Annotated in this window: 19 protein-coding genes and 1 pseudogene; 3 read left to right on the forward strand and 17 right to left on the reverse strand. The window is 63.7% G+C overall.

All coding sequences use genetic code 11. The annotated features are described in order from the left end of the window. Positions 1-406 precede the first annotated feature (406 nt). Entirely contained in the window at positions 407-913 is a 507-nt protein-coding gene (locus ACFQU1_RS22215) for a MarR family winged helix-turn-helix transcriptional regulator (RefSeq protein ID WP_378136852.1), read from the reverse strand. Positions 914-1,014: 101 nt separating this feature from the next. Between ACFQU1_RS22215 and ACFQU1_RS22220 the strand changes: the two genes are divergently transcribed. Beyond that, the gene (locus tag ACFQU1_RS22220) at positions 1,015-1,440 is read left to right on the forward strand and encodes a nuclear transport factor 2 family protein (RefSeq protein ID WP_378136854.1); all 426 of its coding nucleotides are present in this window, start codon (positions 1,015-1,017) and stop codon (positions 1,438-1,440) included. Here ACFQU1_RS22220 and ACFQU1_RS22225 read toward each other — a convergent pair. Then, a pseudogene (locus ACFQU1_RS22225) lies at positions 1,399-1,715 on the reverse strand (transposase); the annotation flags it as partial. The gene ACFQU1_RS22220 and the pseudogene ACFQU1_RS22225 overlap by 42 nt on opposite strands. A gap of 10 nt (positions 1,716-1,725) precedes the next feature. On the opposite strand from ACFQU1_RS22225, the gene ACFQU1_RS22230 reads away from it, so the two are divergent. Beyond that, on the forward strand, positions 1,726-2,079 hold the full coding sequence (locus tag ACFQU1_RS22230) for a hypothetical protein (RefSeq protein ID WP_378136856.1): 354 nt from the start codon (positions 1,726-1,728) through the stop codon (positions 2,077-2,079). 383 nt (positions 2,080-2,462) lie between these two features. On the opposite strand, the gene ACFQU1_RS22235 is transcribed toward ACFQU1_RS22230, so the two are convergent. From ACFQU1_RS22235 to ACFQU1_RS22265, 7 genes are all read right to left on the reverse strand, one after another. Continuing rightward, positions 2,463-3,236 carry a helix-turn-helix domain-containing protein gene (locus tag ACFQU1_RS22235; RefSeq protein ID WP_378136858.1) on the reverse strand — a complete coding sequence of 258 codons (774 nt, stop codon included), beginning with the start codon at positions 3,234-3,236 and terminating at the stop codon, positions 2,463-2,465. Positions 3,237-3,373: 137 nt separating this feature from the next. Then, positions 3,374-3,721: a DNA-binding protein gene (locus ACFQU1_RS22240; protein ID WP_378136860.1), complete on the reverse strand. Its 348-nt coding sequence runs from the start codon at positions 3,719-3,721 to the stop codon at positions 3,374-3,376. Between the two features lie 132 nt (positions 3,722-3,853). Next, positions 3,854-4,621, reverse strand: coding sequence for a DNA -binding domain-containing protein (locus tag ACFQU1_RS22245; RefSeq protein ID WP_378136862.1), 768 nt, complete (start codon positions 4,619-4,621; stop codon positions 3,854-3,856). 119 nt (positions 4,622-4,740) lie between these two features. Then, the gene (locus ACFQU1_RS22250; RefSeq protein ID WP_378136864.1) at positions 4,741-5,019 is read right to left on the reverse strand and encodes a DNA -binding domain-containing protein; all 279 of its coding nucleotides are present in this window, start codon (positions 5,017-5,019) and stop codon (positions 4,741-4,743) included. A 48-nt stretch (positions 5,020-5,067) separates the two neighbouring features. After that, positions 5,068-5,346, reverse strand: coding sequence for a hypothetical protein (locus tag ACFQU1_RS22255; protein WP_009338111.1), 279 nt, complete (start codon positions 5,344-5,346; stop codon positions 5,068-5,070). A 285-nt stretch (positions 5,347-5,631) separates the two neighbouring features. After that, complete coding sequence (locus ACFQU1_RS22260; RefSeq protein ID WP_378136867.1) at positions 5,632-5,955, reverse strand: DUF736 domain-containing protein; 324 nt, start codon at positions 5,953-5,955, stop codon at positions 5,632-5,634. A 524-nt stretch (positions 5,956-6,479) separates the two neighbouring features. After that, positions 6,480-6,956, reverse strand: coding sequence for a hypothetical protein (locus ACFQU1_RS22265; protein WP_378136869.1), 477 nt, complete (start codon positions 6,954-6,956; stop codon positions 6,480-6,482). A 377-nt stretch (positions 6,957-7,333) separates the two neighbouring features. Here ACFQU1_RS22265 and ACFQU1_RS22270 point away from each other — a divergent pair, with 377 nt between their 5' ends. Then, the gene (locus ACFQU1_RS22270) at positions 7,334-8,494 is read left to right on the forward strand and encodes a serine hydrolase domain-containing protein (protein ID WP_378136871.1); all 1,161 of its coding nucleotides are present in this window, start codon (positions 7,334-7,336) and stop codon (positions 8,492-8,494) included. 202 nt (positions 8,495-8,696) lie between these two features. Here the strand turns inward: ACFQU1_RS22270 and ACFQU1_RS22275 are convergent, their stop codons facing one another. From ACFQU1_RS22275 to ACFQU1_RS22310, 8 genes are all read right to left on the reverse strand, one after another. Continuing rightward, the gene (locus ACFQU1_RS22275; protein WP_378136873.1) at positions 8,697-9,446 is read right to left on the reverse strand and encodes a DUF2493 domain-containing protein; all 750 of its coding nucleotides are present in this window, start codon (positions 9,444-9,446) and stop codon (positions 8,697-8,699) included. Between the two features lie 417 nt (positions 9,447-9,863). Further along, positions 9,864-11,024 carry a M24 family metallopeptidase gene (locus ACFQU1_RS22280; protein WP_378136875.1) on the reverse strand — a complete coding sequence of 387 codons (1,161 nt, stop codon included), beginning with the start codon at positions 11,022-11,024 and terminating at the stop codon, positions 9,864-9,866. Between the two features lie 12 nt (positions 11,025-11,036). Continuing rightward, positions 11,037-11,744, reverse strand: coding sequence for a DUF1028 domain-containing protein (locus tag ACFQU1_RS22285; protein ID WP_378136877.1), 708 nt, complete (start codon positions 11,742-11,744; stop codon positions 11,037-11,039). Between the two features lie 9 nt (positions 11,745-11,753). Continuing rightward, a complete protein-coding gene (locus tag ACFQU1_RS22290) occupies positions 11,754-12,710 on the reverse strand; it encodes a glutamate cyclase domain-containing protein (RefSeq protein ID WP_378136879.1) in 957 nt (318 codons plus the stop codon). 12 nt (positions 12,711-12,722) lie between these two features. Then, positions 12,723-13,709: an ABC transporter ATP-binding protein gene (locus tag ACFQU1_RS22295; protein ID WP_378136881.1), complete on the reverse strand. Its 987-nt coding sequence runs from the start codon at positions 13,707-13,709 to the stop codon at positions 12,723-12,725. Next, complete coding sequence (locus ACFQU1_RS22300; protein WP_378136883.1) at positions 13,706-14,692, reverse strand: ABC transporter ATP-binding protein; 987 nt, start codon at positions 14,690-14,692, stop codon at positions 13,706-13,708. The genes ACFQU1_RS22295 and ACFQU1_RS22300 overlap by 4 nt, the downstream gene beginning before the upstream one ends. Continuing rightward, positions 14,692-15,600, reverse strand: coding sequence for an ABC transporter permease (locus tag ACFQU1_RS22305; protein ID WP_378136886.1), 909 nt, complete (start codon positions 15,598-15,600; stop codon positions 14,692-14,694). Before ACFQU1_RS22305 ends, ACFQU1_RS22300 begins: the two co-directional genes overlap by 1 nt. Positions 15,601-15,604: 4 nt before the next feature. Next, a complete protein-coding gene (locus tag ACFQU1_RS22310; protein WP_378136888.1) occupies positions 15,605-16,555 on the reverse strand; it encodes an ABC transporter permease in 951 nt (316 codons plus the stop codon).

Consider the following 16,555-nt stretch of genomic DNA (forward strand, 5'->3'; position numbering starts at 1 on the left):
CGCCGAGTTCGCCCTCAAATCCTCGCTGGAAAAAGAGGCCGCCTGAGGCCAGAAACGAAACCTAGGACTCTCCCTCAGACCGGAGGAGAAAAGGGTCTCAGGTCAATACCCATGGCAAATAGCTCAAGTTCAATCCATCATGCGGCCGCTGGAGGCTATGCAAGAAGCGCCGATCTCTACGCACGTGGAAGACCCGAATATCCAAAAGAAATATCGGCATGGCTGCGTGACAGCCTTGGTTTGCAGTCTGGGCAGATTGTGGTCGATCTCGGTGCCGGCTCCGGCAAGTTCACCAGCTACCTGCTTTGCACGGGTGCGTCAGTGATTGCGGTGGAACCGGTGCCGCAGATGCTGGAGAAGCTGGCTCTAGTATGCCCCGATGTTACTAGACATCTAGGGTTCGGACTCAATCAGCCCCCAACGGACGGTCCGGTCGGTCCCCCTTCTCAGAAACTGGCGTGCCGGGCGACGCTTCGGCGCTCGCGACCCGATCGAGGTTTGCAATCAGGCGCGTTAGCAGGGCAACGAGCAGCCCGGCCTCCTCGTCCGTGAAGTCGCGCAGTACCTCATGATTACCCCGGAGTAGGGCAGCAACCGCGTCCGGCAGGCGCGCTTCTGCGACCTCGGTCAATGTGATGCGGCTGCTGCGCCTATCGGCCGGGTCAGGCGCGCGCTGAATCAGCCCGTCCCGCTCCATGCGGGCGAGCATCTGTGCCATCGGCGGCTGCTCGATCTTGGCGAAGCGGGCGAGATCACGCTGCGTGCTTGCCCGGCCATCCTGAAGCGCGACCAGCACTGGCAGATGTCCAACGCCGAAGCCAAGCGGCTTGAGCCGCGCTTCGCTGAGGCGGGCGAACCCGCGCGCCGCGAGACTGATCAGGTGCCCAGGCGTCGAGAGCACATCTAGGTCCATCGCACCTCACCCCTTGCACCTACCGTCGCAATGATGCATATGTGCATATATAAAGGAATTGGCCTCTAACGCAACACCCGCACTATGCAAGGAGAGACCCAATGGATGGTGATGTCGAACTCCTTAAGCGCATCTACGATCGCTTTAACGCGCGGGACATAGACGGCGTGCTGACCGTGCTCACCGATGATGTCGCCTGGGCCAACGGTATGGATGGTGGCCACGTCCATGGCCGCGAGGCCGTACGCGAGTACTGGACGCGCCAGTGGACCATGGTCAGTCCGCACGTCGAGCCTGTGGGCTTTCATCGAACTGCGGATGGCGCGATCATCGCAGAGGTCCGGCAGTCCGTCCGCGATCTCGAAGGCAAACCGCTCCAGGGGCAGACGCACGGGCTTAGAGACAAGACGGTCGGACACGTTTTCCGTCTTCGAGAGGGCAAGGTGGCTCGCTTCGACATCCAGGATGCTAGGGCCCAGACTTCTTTAGAGCCAGAACGCCATAGCGGTGGCAAGGGCGACGCCTGAGAGGAAGTTGGCGGCGAGTTTGTCGTAGCGGGTGTGGACGCGGCGGAAGTCCTTGAGGCGGCAGAAGGCGTTCTCGATGAGGTGACGGCCGCGATAACGTTCCTTGTCGTAGCAGATGGCGCGCTTGCGGTTGCGCCCGGGATGACGGGAACGGCGCCAGCGTCGCGGAGCGAGCGCCGCAGCTGGTCGGCATCGTAGCCCTTGTCGGCCAGTAGGTAGCGCATGCGCCCAGTCTGCTTGAGGAGCGCGGGTGCGGCCTTCACGTCGCTGACGTTGATCTGGAACGTGCGCAATGCAAGCGTCGGATGGGTCCAGAAACTAAACGCGATCTTTGATCGCTACGAAGGCGATACACCACGCTACGCTAACGGCGACTGGGGGCGGGCATTTCCGTTTCCCGGCTTCGGACCAATGCGAACGGCCCATTTCCGTTATGGCCACACTGGCGGGGCGGACGATGTTATCATTAATCGGGTGCGCTCCACGAGCTTCATCGCGGCGCTTCCTGCTGAGGAAAAGACCAAGGTAGTGGCCGACGTCCACTCTCTGATCGACGCAACGCCGGAGCTGAAAGGCTGTGAAGTTGTGACGATTCCATATGTTACCGATGTATATGGCATGACCAAAGTTGAAGGCTGATCGCGCACTATCGCGGAAATCCTAGATTTTTCGACAAAATCGCCAGCGTTGAACTTTCAGGAAAAATCCTGCCGCAAAGATAAGGTGCAAAAATTGCGGGTTCGTCACGGGATTTTGCGATAACGGGCACGCATCCGATCGCATTGCATCGAGTTAAAAATGCTCCGTGGAAGCAGCCGCGCTGGGCGCAATCGCGAGCAGACGGGCGGTCGTCATCGCGGCTCGCGTCGAGTATGGTGCCGTGGGCGCAGCTACGGCTGCGGGTTTGATCTCGATGCTTTCCCGGAAGCGGGAGCTTGGTTCGATGACCGTGCCCAGAACCCGATGCCTGCTAACTTGGCCTGTTGCTCGGTAGAGGTAAGCGGCAACAGAGATAGCTGCGGCTAGCTTGTTCGGGTCGCTTCAGCAAACTGAAGTGGCGTGATTCCGTAACTGCGCTTGAAATGCTTGGTCAGCGCGCTTTGATCGCAAAAGCCCGCCGCCGATGCAGTTTCCGCTGGGGTGTATCCGTGCTTCAGATGGCGGCAAGCCGCGTTCAGCCGGATATGGGTCAGATAGGCGTGTGGCGTCAGGCCAACAGTGCGCTTGAACAGGCCTATGAGCTGGAAACTTGTCAGTCCGGCGTCATTTGCCAAGTCGTCCAGCGTAAGACTTTCCTCGTATCGGTCTTTCATGAGCTTGATGATCCTGTCGGCGAGCGCTCGATCGTGTGGGGCAGGTTCGGGCCGACTTCCATCACCGCTATAGCGGCTGAACAGCGACCCGAAGGCATCGATGAGGGCTTCGTCTGCACCCAAGGGATCGTTCTCTGTTTCGAGGATGTGATGGAGATAATTAAATCGGTGAATCAAATCAGCATCCTTGAACATTGAGCGCGCGAAGTAGGGAACGTCTGCGATGTGCAGGCGATGAGTCATAAACTTTGTGGCCGGCCGGGCCGCGTAGAATGAGCGGTAGAGCCATCTCTTGCTTCTGCCCATACGCGCCGACTGTCGTTCCTCCGGATTGGATACGAACAGGATTGATGGGTAAACCCGCTCGACGATGCGGCCGTTGGCGATCTCTGCGCCGCCGGCTTCGGTAATCGCGATGACAAATGCCTCATGCGTATGTGGCGCATAATCATGTGTCGTGAAGTCTGCGCGCATCAGGCTCATGCCCGGAACCTGAGTGTTGCACCAATACTTCGTACGATTTCTGTTATCTCGGCGAGCCATCCTCGTAGCAGCTCCGTAGTTTGGCCATCCACCTTCTCGTGTGCGGCAATATACCAGGGGTTGTGCGCCGCCGGTACTCAGCTTTGGCTGCAAGTTCGCAACATCGTCCGTACCTCTTCCTGCGCAATCACCCTTCCGTGATAATCATGCCTGTTCTGAGACAGCGCCAGCGCGGCCGAGCGTTTGCAGGGCCGGAAACTCTCGGTGCTGGTCCGCGACGGTGTGGAGGCGATTGCCGCAGAGGTCCATCCGGCCGGTGCTGAAGCAATCTGGAGCGAGAACCGGGTCTTTGCGCTGCTATGCACTGAGTACGCCATGCCGTAGATGCGGTGTTTCTCAAGCGTGCGGATGGAGAGGCCGACGAAGCGTGAGGCTTCGGGCGTGCGCAGGTAGCGCGGCGGCAAGCCTGCGAGATTGGTGGACATGGGATACCTCCGTGATCGTATGGGCGTCCGTCGGATGACGGCGGCTGTCAGCGATCACGGTGGCGGAAGGGGGCCGGTCCGAAATAGGGCGATCTCGCAGGGTTGCGAAAGCGCATCCGGATGGGCGAAGCGCTAGACGCGGCGGCGATACGGATGAAGCAGAAGGCGGCGATAACCGCCGCGCATCATGGAAAATCCAAGCCGGACGATGCGGCCGGTCTGATCGCGCAACTCGTGCGAAATCCAGTCGCGCTTGGAGATAGGGGCGGTATCGAACAGCACGGCGGCGATCTCGGGGTAGGTCGCGCGCTCAAGCCGGCCATCAAGCGCGCGTAGCGCGAGGATGAGCCGATTGCGCCGCTCGGGCGTGAGCGCGCCCAGGTCAGGGCCTGGCGTGCGCCCGGTTAGCGCGCGCCACAGGCGCAGTGCGGCGGCGGCACGGATGTCGAAGAGCTGGTCAAGCGGCAGGAGGACGGCGACGGCCGCGCCGACCTTATTCTCGCGGTGAAGCCGCAGTTGCGCGCCGCGCAGATCGACGACCTGATCTTCTTCTTCAACGGTCAGAATGGATTGGAGGCTGCGCGCGTGGAGCCCGAATCTAGGATCGGCGAGGCCGTCCGGGCCTTCGGTCAGGGTCACCACACTCGGGAGCGTCTGGACCGTCCAGAGTGCGGCGTGTCGCGCGGGATTTAAGTTTCGCTCGAAATCGTCCCCCCCAGCGCCGAGCGAATACCTCGGCCTCGACGGGATCGAGTGTTCGCTTTCGACTGCTGCGCGCCAGGCGGCGTGGTCGCTCAGAAAGTCGGGGTTCCGCAGTAGGAATTCATAGGCGAAGGCAGGCGCATCGAGCGGCCGCAGGTCCTCATACGCGCTCGCCGATCGCCAATCGGCGCGAGCCATGGGCAACGTCTCCTCTTACCATTAGCCGTTGTCCACGGCCCCGCGCAGAGAATGCACGCTCTGGTAGCGCTCCGAAACGCACAGGAGTCGCAGGATGCGTTGCCAAACCTGCACGGAATTCAATGGGGTGCGCCACCCCGAAGAAGGTGGCGATAGCCCTTTTCCGTCATCCACCGGGCGCGGGCGAGATGGCTTTCCCAGGCTCGCCGTGCGCGATCATGTTCCTGTACCGGGTCGATATGCAGGACGATCTTCGCAACTTCCTTCCAATCCGCGCCGTCAGCTTCCGCGTCGAGCAAGCGGAGATAGGTGATGGCATGTCGCTCATCGTAGCCGGTCAGGATAGCGGCGGTTGGGGCGACATCGTCCACCGACGGGTCCAAGGGTGGCGATTGCATCAAGGCTCCTCAGCGATACGGTTTCTCAAACGTTAACACAAACCGGCTTCATCGTTTCAAGGTCGCCGGTCTTCTGGCTGGCCGTGTTGCTGGCTCCGCCTCGTGGAGGAGCATGACGCCGCGACCACGGTCGGATTCGACGAAGAGGATCCCGGCAGCTTCCAAGACACGGCGGACTTGATCGCGCGTGCCCTCGTGCACCTGGAGCTGCCTTTCGGACTCCAGACGCTTCAGGGCGGTTAGCGCCACCAGGGCTTTTTCGGCGAGCATCTCCTGCTTCCAATTCAGCAAGGCTCGCGCGGCCCGAACTTGTCGGCCGGTGATCATTCATGATCACCTCCAACAGACGATCTGCGCGCACCAGAAAGATGACTATAATAGTCGCCTTCCGACGCTGCAACCGCCCTGTGAAAGCAGAAAAGCCGATCCCTGAGGGTCGGCGGCGCTCAACGTGCCGAGTGATTCGCGGACCAGGTGTTCGCGTGTCCACGACGGTTCAGCGGACGCAAGAAACGGGTCGGCGACCCGCAAAAATGCCCTGGGGCTGTCCGCAAGGCTTGGCGCAAGAGCCCCGCCCGAGGGACCGGGCGGGGTGTTGCAAACGGGGCCGGCTCAGTCGCCGTTGCGCTTGCTGGGGCGCGACCAGATGAGGGTGTAGCCCTCGCTGTCCTCGTCGTCGAACAGGTTAGCGAAGATCGGCGCGTTGAAGGACGGATCGTCGAGCTTGAGCGAGAGATAGTCGCGGCCCTCGTTGGAGCGCTTCGACCAGGCGGCCCCGATCTCGGCCCGGCCCACATAGACCCTGTGGCTGGGGGCGTCGTCGTTGGAGCGGTTGGTCTCGGGCACGATGCGCACGCCCTTGGTCTGGAGGCTCAGGGTGACGATCTCGCCCTGGAAGTCGCTGCCGACCTTCTTGAAAGAACCGATGTTAGCCATGTCACTTCTCCTTGCTGTTTTCGAGCCCGCGACCACCGCGGCCTCGATGGCGATCGACGGGCCGGGGACGATCGACGACGCACCCGCTCGCGGGCCGGAGCGCAGCGGAGGATGACGGCGGTGAGACTTTCTTGCCTCGCGAGGAATGGGCTTTAGCCCAGGGGAAGAAAGTCGATCCGACGGCGTTGCGGCTCAGGCGATCGAGGCGCAGCCGGTCTTCGGCCAGATCAGGCCATCACGAGGCCAGGTGCGTCCGCGCGTCGAACAGCATCCTCAGGAGAAGGTTTGCGGCAATCGGTTCGCTAGACAAGGCGGCAACGAAATCCAGCGTAGAACCGGAAGTCACAGGCTAGAAAAAGGCGGGGATGCGTCGGGCGCAGGCCCCGTCATGCGCGCTTGTATTCTTGCGGAGCCGGTCGGGCGGAGGAGCGCCGGATCGTGGTTTGGATGGAGTCGACTCACGCTTCTTCGATCCGACGCCAAGCCTTCCACGCGCACTATGCGTCACCATGACGAACGTGCAATCAGCTCTTGTTGGTCGCGACGGGAAGACTGTGCGGCGTCTGGAGGGCTGCACCGCCGTGCCAGAACGGGGGGCCTGCCAGCACGGTCAAACGAACCCACGCGGTGCCGCCTATCATGATCGCTCCGACCCAGGCGAACACCTCGCGCCACATGAGCGCCGGTACGCCGATTTGCGACAGGCCAAGCACGGCATGATACCCGGCGATGGCGGCCGGTATCGCGAATACGGCCGCGATTGCTACGCGTAGGATGGGCGATCTTGTGAGCGCGAAGACGAACTGTCCTGCCCCGAGCGTCAACGCGCCGATGGCGATGCCGATGACCAGGGATCCAAGAACGCCTGCTCCGCTATGCCAGGCCGCCATGCCGGCGGTAAGGCCGACGAAAAAGGGCAGCGCATAGACGGCCATCGTGAAGATCAGCCAGCAGAACAGGCCGATCCCAAACACGCTGAAAATGAGTCCGATGACAAGCATGGTGGATCTCCGCAACAAGAAGAAATGCGACGGTTGCGCCTTCCACCACCACCACGGCGCGACCGAAGCATACGACAACGGACCGGAGTGCGACAGGCCCTTGATGTCTGCTTACAGCGTCAATATCGCGGACTCTGATGTGGTGAAGGAGAAAGGGCGCTCTGCTGGGTCGAGGTGAGACATCCGCCGATGCGTCCCTTCTGTGACCAAGACCTAGTCTTAAGGCGGCGACGATGGTTTGGAAGGCCGAGATACGTTTGACGTTCCCACCATGAACGCTTTCGTCGAATTAATCTTTTTCACCGCTCTGTGAGTTGAGGCCGCAATGCAATCTCCCTACACGCCGCCGGATGAGTGGCTAAGGCTTGGGGAGCCGAATGAAGCGAGCGTTGAGTCTGGGTATTGCGTCGTTGGTGCTGTCGATCGGCGCCGCACGGGCGGACGAGGCGCCACCACCGCCATACGCCACGAACCTCGCACAGCTTGATGAGAGGTTGTCTGCTGACTGTGCAGCCGGCCGCTTCGCCGGGGTGGTCGCTCCTCGTAAAGCAGGAAAAGTTATCTATCAGCATGCTTGCGGGTTAGCCGACGTCACGAGCCAAAAACCCAATACTCTGAGCACCAGGTATAAGATCTTTTCGGTCTCAAAGTCGTTCACCGAAACATTGGTGATGATGCTCGCAGATCGTCACCTCATTGGTCTCGACGAGCCGGCGCGGAGATACGTGCCTGAACTGCCCGCCGAATGGAGCGGCCTTACCATCAGGCAACTGCTAGACCACACGTCCGGCATTCCCGATCTCACCGAAAAGCTCCTTCAGGCGTATCAGGCAAATCCATCGGCCGGATACGATGGAGCAATGCACACGGTGCTCTCCGGCGCCTCTGCGGAAGATAAGGCCATCTCTGGCGTTCCCGGTTCGAAGTTCCTCTACAACAATTTTGGTTATGAGATTCTGGCGCGCGTGATTGAGAACGTGTCCCATGCGCCGTACGAGCAAGTGATCACCAAAGAGATCTTCAATCCGGCTCACATGGACACAGCCGAGATTGCAAGACCCGCCATCAAGGACGGAAAGCTCACCGGCTCGCAGCCGAGCCTGAATCTTGCGCAAGGCTATAATGGCAATCCGGGTGCGCTCGAATCGGCAAACAGCTTTCAGTTTGTTCAGATCGGAGCCGGCGCGATCTATGCCAGCGCCCAGGATATGTTCAATTTCGATAGCGCTCTATCAAGCGGCACGCTGGTGTCCAAGAATATTGTAGCGGACTGCCGCGCACATGCTTTCGTGCTCTTCCCGGAACCGAACGGTGTGTCTTATGGATGCGGATGGATGAATAGAGAAATAGGTGAAGAGCCCTATTTTCAGCATGACGGCGGGACGAATGGGTTCAACACCGATTTCGCCCGCGATCCTCGCGAAGGTGTAGCAGTCGTGGTCATGTCGAATCTGGGATTCACGTACCCGATAGCGAGTTCTATTCGTCATGCCCTCATGGCCATCCTCCTGACGCCTCAGTCGCGGCTCCACGGCTAATTCCTCTTCGGCATGACTGTTCGCCCATGCGAAGGGCGGCGCTCACGCGCCGCTCAGACTGCTGACAAACCTCACGACCTCAATCGATGAGGTCAAATTCACGGAACGTCTCAGATTCAATTCGCGAACAGAGCAGAATCAAACCCCCTCATTTTTCGGTGCTTTTAAAAAACGAGGGGTTTGTAATCAATCTGGGCGGCGCTCACGCGCCGCTTTCGCCGTGCTTCCAGACCGGGATGCCGAGCTTCTTCGCCTTGTCGGCGAGGTTGTCCTGGATGCCGGTGCCGGGGAAGTGAATCACTCCGATTGGCAGCACGTCGAGCATCGCATCGTTGCGCTTGAAGGGTGCGGCCTTGGCGTGCTTCGTCCAATCGGGCTTGAACGCAACCTGCGGCACCTTGCGGTTGGTCGCCCATTTGGCGGCGATCAGTTCGGCGCCTTTCGGGGAGCCGCCGTGCAGTAGCACCATGTCCGGATGTTTGGCGTGGACCTTGTCGAGCCGATCCCAGATCAGCCGATGATCGTCGAAGTCGAGCCCGCCGGTGAGGGCGATCTTGGGTCCTGCCGGCAGCAGCACCTCGGTCTCGGCGCGGCGCTTGGCGGCGAGGAAATCCCGACTGTCGATCATTGCCGATGTCAGCGTGCGATGGTTGACCAGCGATCCAGAGCGGGGGCGCCAGGATGAGCCAGTGTGAACCTCGAAGCGCTCGGCGGCCTGGTCGCGAAAGAGCTCCAGGCTGTTGCGGCGTTCGATCAGTGTGATGCCCTCGGCGGTGAGACGCTCCAGCTCGACCGAGCGCACCTCCGAGCCGTTCTGTTCCCGCTGACTCCTCTGCTGCGCCTGCTTGTTGTCGTCGAGCTCGCGTTCGATGCGACCGGTGGCGCGGTGGAACAGGTTGACGGTCGACCACAGCAGGTCTTCGAGGTCGGGTTCGAGGCGCGTGTCGATCAAGGTCGAGACTAGGGCGTCGAAGATGTCGGAGACGGCGCCCGCGACAGCATCGCCTTCCGGAAGGGGCCTCGGATCGGGCTCGTCGTGGAAGGGACGGTAGCCATAGAGCTGAAGTTCGTTGAGGACGTGATCGGTCGGGGATGAGCTGTGCGGCGGTTCGAATTCGAAATCGTCATGCGCGCGCCAATCTGTCGGGCATCAGGAAACGCTGCGCGACTGGGACATCATCAATCGCCGCGCTCATCGCTGTCATCCGTGGGGGCCGCGACAGCGCTCCCACGGGCTTTCTGAGGAGCAAGCACTGCGCCGGTCGAGCTTTGCCACCAGCATCGATTTCTGGGACCCAGGATCCGTTTCGCCCATGACCGTCTTTGCGCCGAGATCCGTCAGTTACATCTTTGCACAACGTCGATCCAGCTACATTGACACCACCAGTTCGCGTCCGCAGGCGGCCGTCCAGTGCTCGACGCCGTCGTCTTTCAGCAGGAAGGTGTCCTCGGTGTGATGGCGGACACCGTCGTGGTAATAGCTGTATTCGAGGCAGATCACGCTGCCGGCCTCCAGGACCGTGCGATTGACGGCATTCATGCGAGGCTGCTCGTGGCTGCCGAGGCCGATGCCGTGCCCGACGAACTCCCGCGGGAATTTGTTGAGGTGGCGGCTGATCAGGCTGTAGCCGCGGTCGAACACTTCCCCTCCGGTCATGCCCGGGCGCATCCAGTGCCCGAGTTCGAGCTGGGTCTCGTTCAGCCAGGACCAGATGTCGCGATGCCGCTCCGTCGTCTCGCCCAGGAAATAGGAGCGCACGAAATCGGCGGAATAGCCGAGATACATCGCGCCCATGTCGACCTTGGCGAAGTCGCCACGCTGCATGACATGGTCGTTCGGGAAGGGAGCATGCGCGGCGAAGCTGTTTTCGGGGCCGCAGCCGATATTGATGAAGTTCACGCCATGCGCGCCCTCTTCGATCATCCGCGCACAGGTGGCGCGGTGCAGATCCGCGCCGGTCGCGCCGGGGCGGATCGCCTCGCGAAAACTCTCATGGGCCAGGATCGTGATGTCGCAGGCCCGCTTCAGCCGGCGGATCTCCTCCGGCGTCTTGACCATCCGGACGATTTCCAGGGTGAAGGAGACGTCGACGATCGTGTTGCCGTCGAGCAGGGCATCGAGCCGCTGCCGGAAGCCGCTCGTCAGGTTCTCGCCCTCGGTGCCGACGACCATGCCGCTGACGCCGCGCTCCTTGAGCACGTCCTTCGCCGCCTCGAAGAAATCGACGTAGAAATGCGCGTCGACATCCGTGAAGAACTCGGCCATCGCATAGGCGCGGACGTCCTCGATCCAGCTCTGCGTCATCGCAAGATGGAGGTCCACCGCCGGGACGATGAGGGCCGGCTTCAGCGCGGGGTCGCGAAAATAGAACGCGGTGAACGGGCGGTAGCCGAGATTGCCGCCATTGTGGAAGAATTCGCTGACATAGCGCGAGTTTTCGTTGCCGCGCACGATGACGAGGTCGATCCCGCCCCGTTCCATGGCGGCCCGCAGCCGGGCCTCGTTGAAGATCGTCGGTTCTCTGGTCATGAAGCGGTTCCTTCAGCCTGCATTGCCGCCGAGCGAGGCGACGAATTTTTCCTGGGGCGGAGCTTGTTCGGGGTCGCGCCAGCGCAGCTCGCGGAAGGCGACATAGGGCCGGTAGGTGTCGTGCAGCGCGCGCAGCTCGCCGACCGCGTCGTCGCTGAGGTCGACGCGCAGATCGACCAGCGGATGCGCCTCGTCGGCATGAACGAGCAGGCTGGCGGACCGCTCGGGCAAATGGCCCGCCGAGCCCTGCTGGCCGCCGGCGTCGCGTCCGGCCTCGATCCCCGCCAGAAGCTGGTCCGCGAGCGGCAGTTCGGCGGTCGCGAAGAAGGCCTCCTTCATCGCGGTGACGACATCGGGGCCGACGAGCACGTTACCGCAGGCGATGACGTCCTGCGCGATCTCGTGTCCGGCCCAGGGCCGGCAATGCTCGCCGGTCCAGCAGGCTCCGGCGCCGCGACGGTCCATCACCGCGACCTGCCGGAAGCCGATCTTGGCATCGGCGGCCTGAAGCTGCGCCAGCACGCTCTCGGCCGTATAGCCCGCCGCCAGCAGCGGGCCGCCGATGGCGCGGAGCGTCGGATTGCCGAATGCCTGTGTGGCGATCATGCCGGCATGGGGCAGGATCAGCGGCACATGCGCGCCCACCGCGAGCGAATAGGTCGCGACGGCGATGCCGAGCTGGCCGGTTCGGGAACAGCGTCCCAGAAGCGTGTAGGTCATCGGAAGTCCTCAGAAGCGCCGCAGGAAGGTTTCCTCGAGCGTGCGCTCGACGATGTTGCGCATCAGCTCGGCCATCGCGGCGTTCGAGGCCGGCGGAATGCCGTCGCACCAGGCGCGCGGCTGCCCGGTTCCGCCATCGACCAGGCCGACGCCGACGCCGACGAGATGCAGCTCCACGTCGAGCTCCGGGGCATGGCAGAGCTCCGGCTTGCCGGTGACCAGCGCCAGCCCCGCGACGGTCGCGGTGCAGCCGATATTCGACGAGCTCGCCACCAGAAGGACGTCGGTGGCGACCGTGCTGAAGACGCCGCCGCCGCAGGGCGTCACGTCGCGGAAGACGAATTCCGGCAGTTGCTGCTCCATCTGCGCATGGATCTTGCCGAAGCCGATCTCGTTGCCGCCGTCGCCGATGCCGACCGTGGTCTTGCCAGCCTGGCTCGCCGTGCGGAACAGCAGGTCGAGGTTGGCGCGGTGCGCGCCCCTGGGCACGCCGTTGACGCCGTGGATGTTGCCCTTGTCGTTGCCGCCGAGCCGCTCGACGGCGACGATGACGTCATGGGCCTCGGCCAGCGCGACCTGCTTGGCTGAATCGTCCAGCCCGACCTGCACGACCTCCGCTTCGGTATCGAGATAGCGCAGCAGCCCTTCGATCGGCGGCGCACAGACCGGATCGGTCACGATGGCGACCGTGTGCCCGAGCGTCGTCAGCGCCTTGGCCAGAACCGCCGAGCCGATCGGCCCGTCATTCTCGCCGACCGGCATATGGTCCGGAACGGCGGCGCCGGTGGCGATCAGGATCTTGGAGGGCGGGCGGTTGAGCGCGTTCGCCGCCGCCAGCACCAGCGAGCCGCCCTGCGCCTCGCGCGCCATCTGGAACAACGGCCATTTCTTGCCGCGTGGCAGCCCGCGACGGCGCATCTCGATATTCATGAGCCGATCGATGTTGTCGGCGGCGATCTCGGTCATGGCGGACGTCCTTCAGGCGAATTCGGGGAGACGAAGGCAGGCCGCGCGATGCGCGGCCGAGAGAGAGACGGCGGGCGGCTCGGTCTCCGAGCAGGCCGGCATGACGACGGGGCAGCGCGTGCGGAAGCGGCAGCCGCTGGGCGGGGCGAGCGGGCTCGGCAAATCGCCCTTGAGGATGATGCGCTCGCGCTTGCGCTCGACGGCCGGGTCTGGCACCGGCACGGCCGACAGCAGCGCGCGCGTATAGGGGTGGCTCGCGCCGGCGAAGATTTCGTCGCAGGGGCCGGTCTCGACGATGCGGCCCAGATACATCACGGCGATGGCGTCGCTCACCTGCCGGACCACGGAGAGGTCGTGCGAGATGAACAGATAGGCGAGGCCGAGTTCCGCCTGCAGATCCTGGAGCAGGTTGACGATCTGCGCCTGGATCGAGACATCGAGCGCCGAGACCGGCTCGTCGCAGACGATCAGCTCCGGCTCCACGGCGAGGGCCCGGCAGATCGCGATCCTCTGCGCCTGACCGCCTGAGAGCTCGTGCGGATAGCGCTCCAGCATGCGCGCGGGGATGCCGACCAGGTCGAGCAGCTGAAGCACCCGGCGATCCCGCGCGGCGCCCCGGGCGAGTCCGTGGATGTCGAGCGCCTCCGCCACCAGATCGGCGACCGGCATGCGCGGGTTCAGCGAGGCTCCCGCATCCTGGAAGATCATCTGCATCTGGCGGCGATGCGGCTTGAAGGCGGCGCGCGGCAGCGCGGTCACGTCCTCGCCATGCAGCATGATCTTGCCGCTGGTCGGCTCGATCAGGCGCAGCAGCGCAAGGCCGGTCGTCGACTTGCCGCAGCCCGACTCGCCGACGATGGCGAGCGTGCGACCCTTTTCCAGCGTGAAGCTGACCCCGTCCACCGCCCGCACCACCGGCGGGGTGATACCGAACAGCGTGCGCGAGCCGCCGAAATGAACCTTGAGGTCGCGGATTTCGAGAAGTGGGGACGCAGTCATGCGGCGCTGCTCCAGAAGCGCCTGAGGTCGGCCTGACAGGCCGCGGCATGGCCGGTCTGCCGCTCGGCGAAGGCGGGCATCAGGTTCTCGCACGCCGGAACGGCAACCCGGCAACGCGGCAGGAACGGGCAGAGCGTCGGCGGCTTCGACGTCTGGGGCGGCAGGCCCTCGATCGGCGTCAACCGCCCGGTGCCGCGGTCGATGCGCGGCGTGCTGCCCATCAGCCCGAGCGTATAGCCATGGGAGGGGCGGAAGAACACGTCCTCGACGCCCCCGCTCTCGACCACGCGGCCGGCGTACATCACGTTGACCCGGTCGCAGAGCCCGGCGACGAGGCCGAGATCATGGCTGATCCAGATCACCGCCGTCCCGGCTTCCTGCGTCAGCCGCCGCACCAGATCGACGATCTGGGCCTGGACCGTCACATCGAGCGCCGTCGTGGCTTCGTCGGCGATCAGCAATTGCGGCTCGCAGGAGAGCGCGATGGCGATCATCACGCGCTGGCGCATGCCGCCGGAGAACTGGTGCGGGAAGGCGGCGAGCCGCTTCTCGGCGTTCGGAATTCCGACCATTTCCAGCAGCTCGATCGCGCGACGCCGGGCCGCAGCCCGGTCGAGGCGGCGGTGGCGGCGCAGAACCTCGGTCAGCTGCCAGCCCACCGTCAGGACCGGGTTGAGGGAGCGCATCGGGTCCTGGAACACCATCGCCATCCGGGAGCCGCGCAGCCGGCGCATCGCCCTTGCCGGCAGGCCGAGCAGATCCTGCCCGTCGAAGCGCAGCCGCCTCGCCGTGACCTCTCCTTGAGGATGCGGCACGAGGCCCATGATCGACATCGCGGTCATGCTTTTGCCGCTGCCGCTCTCCCCGACCAGACCGAGGATCTCGCCGGGTTCGAGCGAGAAGGACACCTCGTCCACCGCCAGCGTCACGCCCCGGTCGGTACTGAAGCGGGTACGCATGCCTTCGACTTCGAGCAGAGGCATCAGGCCTTCTCCTTGCGCCGGCTGCGCCAGCTGCGCGGGTCGAGCGCGTCGCGCAGCCCGTCGCCGACGAAGTTCACCGCCAGCACGGAGAGCATGATCGCGCCGGTAGGAGCGAGGAACAGCCAGGGCGCATCGGCCATGTAGCGCCGCGCCTCCGCCAGATCCCGCCCCCAGGAAGGCTGCGGCGGCTGGGTGCCGAGACCCAGGAAGCTCAGCGAGGCCTCCGCGATGATCGCCGCTGAAAAGCCAATGGTGAGCTGGACCACGATCGGACTCATGATGTTGCGCAGGACATGCCGCATGGCGATGCGCAGGTTCGATGCGCCGAGGGCCCGTGCCGCCATGACATAGGTGTCCTCGCGCGCCGCCAGCGCCGAGGCGCGGACGAGCCGCACCAGAACCGGGACCTGAACGATGCCGAGGCCGAGCGTGACGTTGCGCAGGTCCGGCCCGAGCAGCCCGACGATCGCGACGCCGAGCAGAAGCGGCGGGAAGGTCAGCAGGGCGTCCATCAGACGCATCAGGATGTTGTCCAGCCGGCCGCCGACCATGCCCGCAAACAGCCCAAGCGGGACGCCGACGATGGTCGAGAAGCTGATCACGAGGATGCCGACCGAAAGCGAGACCCGCGCCCCGTGGATCAGCCGGGACAGCACGTCGCGGCCGAAGAAATCGGTCCCCAGCCAGAATTCCGGCCCCGGCGGCCGCAGCTTGGTGGCGAGGCTGATGCGCACAGGGTCGCGCGGCGCGATCCAGGGCGCGAACATGGCCGCCAGGCAGATCAGGACGAGCACGACGAGGCCGGCGACGGCGGCCGGATTGCGCAGGAATTGCCGCGCCGACAGCCGCATGCCCGCCGCCATCTGCCGGCGCTGCGGAAGCTCTGCAGCCGGGACCGCGTGGCTCATGGCCTCAGTACTGGATGCGGGGGTCAAGGAAACCATAGAGCAGGTCCGCAATCAGGTTGCTGAAGAGGAAGAAGGCCGCGATGATCAGCGTGAAACCCTGGATGACCGGGAAATCGCGGCTGATGACGGCGCTGAGCACGGCCGATCCCATCCCCGGAATGGCGAAGATGTATTCGATCGTGACCTGGATCCCGACGAGATAGCCGATCTGCACCGCCGCCATGGTCACGAACGGGATCAGCGCGTTCTTCAGGGCGTGCAGCATCACGACGGTGGTCGGCAGCAGCCCGCGCGCATTGGCCGAGCGGATATAGTCCTGCGACAGCACGTCGATCATCGAGGAGCGCAGCAACCGCGTCAGCACGGCGGTCTGCAGCGTTCCCAGCGCCAGCGTCGGCAGGACATAGGGCCTTAAGTTCCCCGGAAAGCCCGACGCGGCCGTCTCGCTCGTGCCGATGCCGGTGATCGGGAACCAGCCCAACTTGATCGAGAAGACGTAGATCAGGATCAGCGCCAGCGCGAAGTTCGGGATCGCGAAACCGGCCACCGTGTAACCGGTGCACAAGTAATCGACCCAGCTATTCTTGTACAAGGCCGCCAGGACGCCCAGCGGGATCGAGACCAGGATGGCGTAGGCCATCGCCGCGCAGGCGAGCTGCAGGCTGACGGGAAAGCGTTCCGCCAGCATATCCGTCACCGGCTGGCCGAGGCGGATCGAATTGCCGAGGTCGCCCTGAAGAACATCCACGACCCAATACAGGTATTGCAGCGCGATCGGCTCATCGAGGCGGAACTGGCTGCGGATCGCCGCGACCGCCTCGGGCGAGGTCTGCATCCCGAGCATGATCTGCACGGGATCTCCGGGCGTCGAACGGACCACCACGAAGATGGTCAGCGTCGCGACGATCAGCACCACGGGAACCTGCGCGAGACGGCGGGCCAGGTAGTGCCACAT

The sequence above is a fragment of the Chelatococcus sp. GCM10030263 genome (assembly GCF_042666455.1).
Classification (GTDB): domain Bacteria; phylum Pseudomonadota; class Alphaproteobacteria; order Rhizobiales; family Beijerinckiaceae; genus Chelatococcus.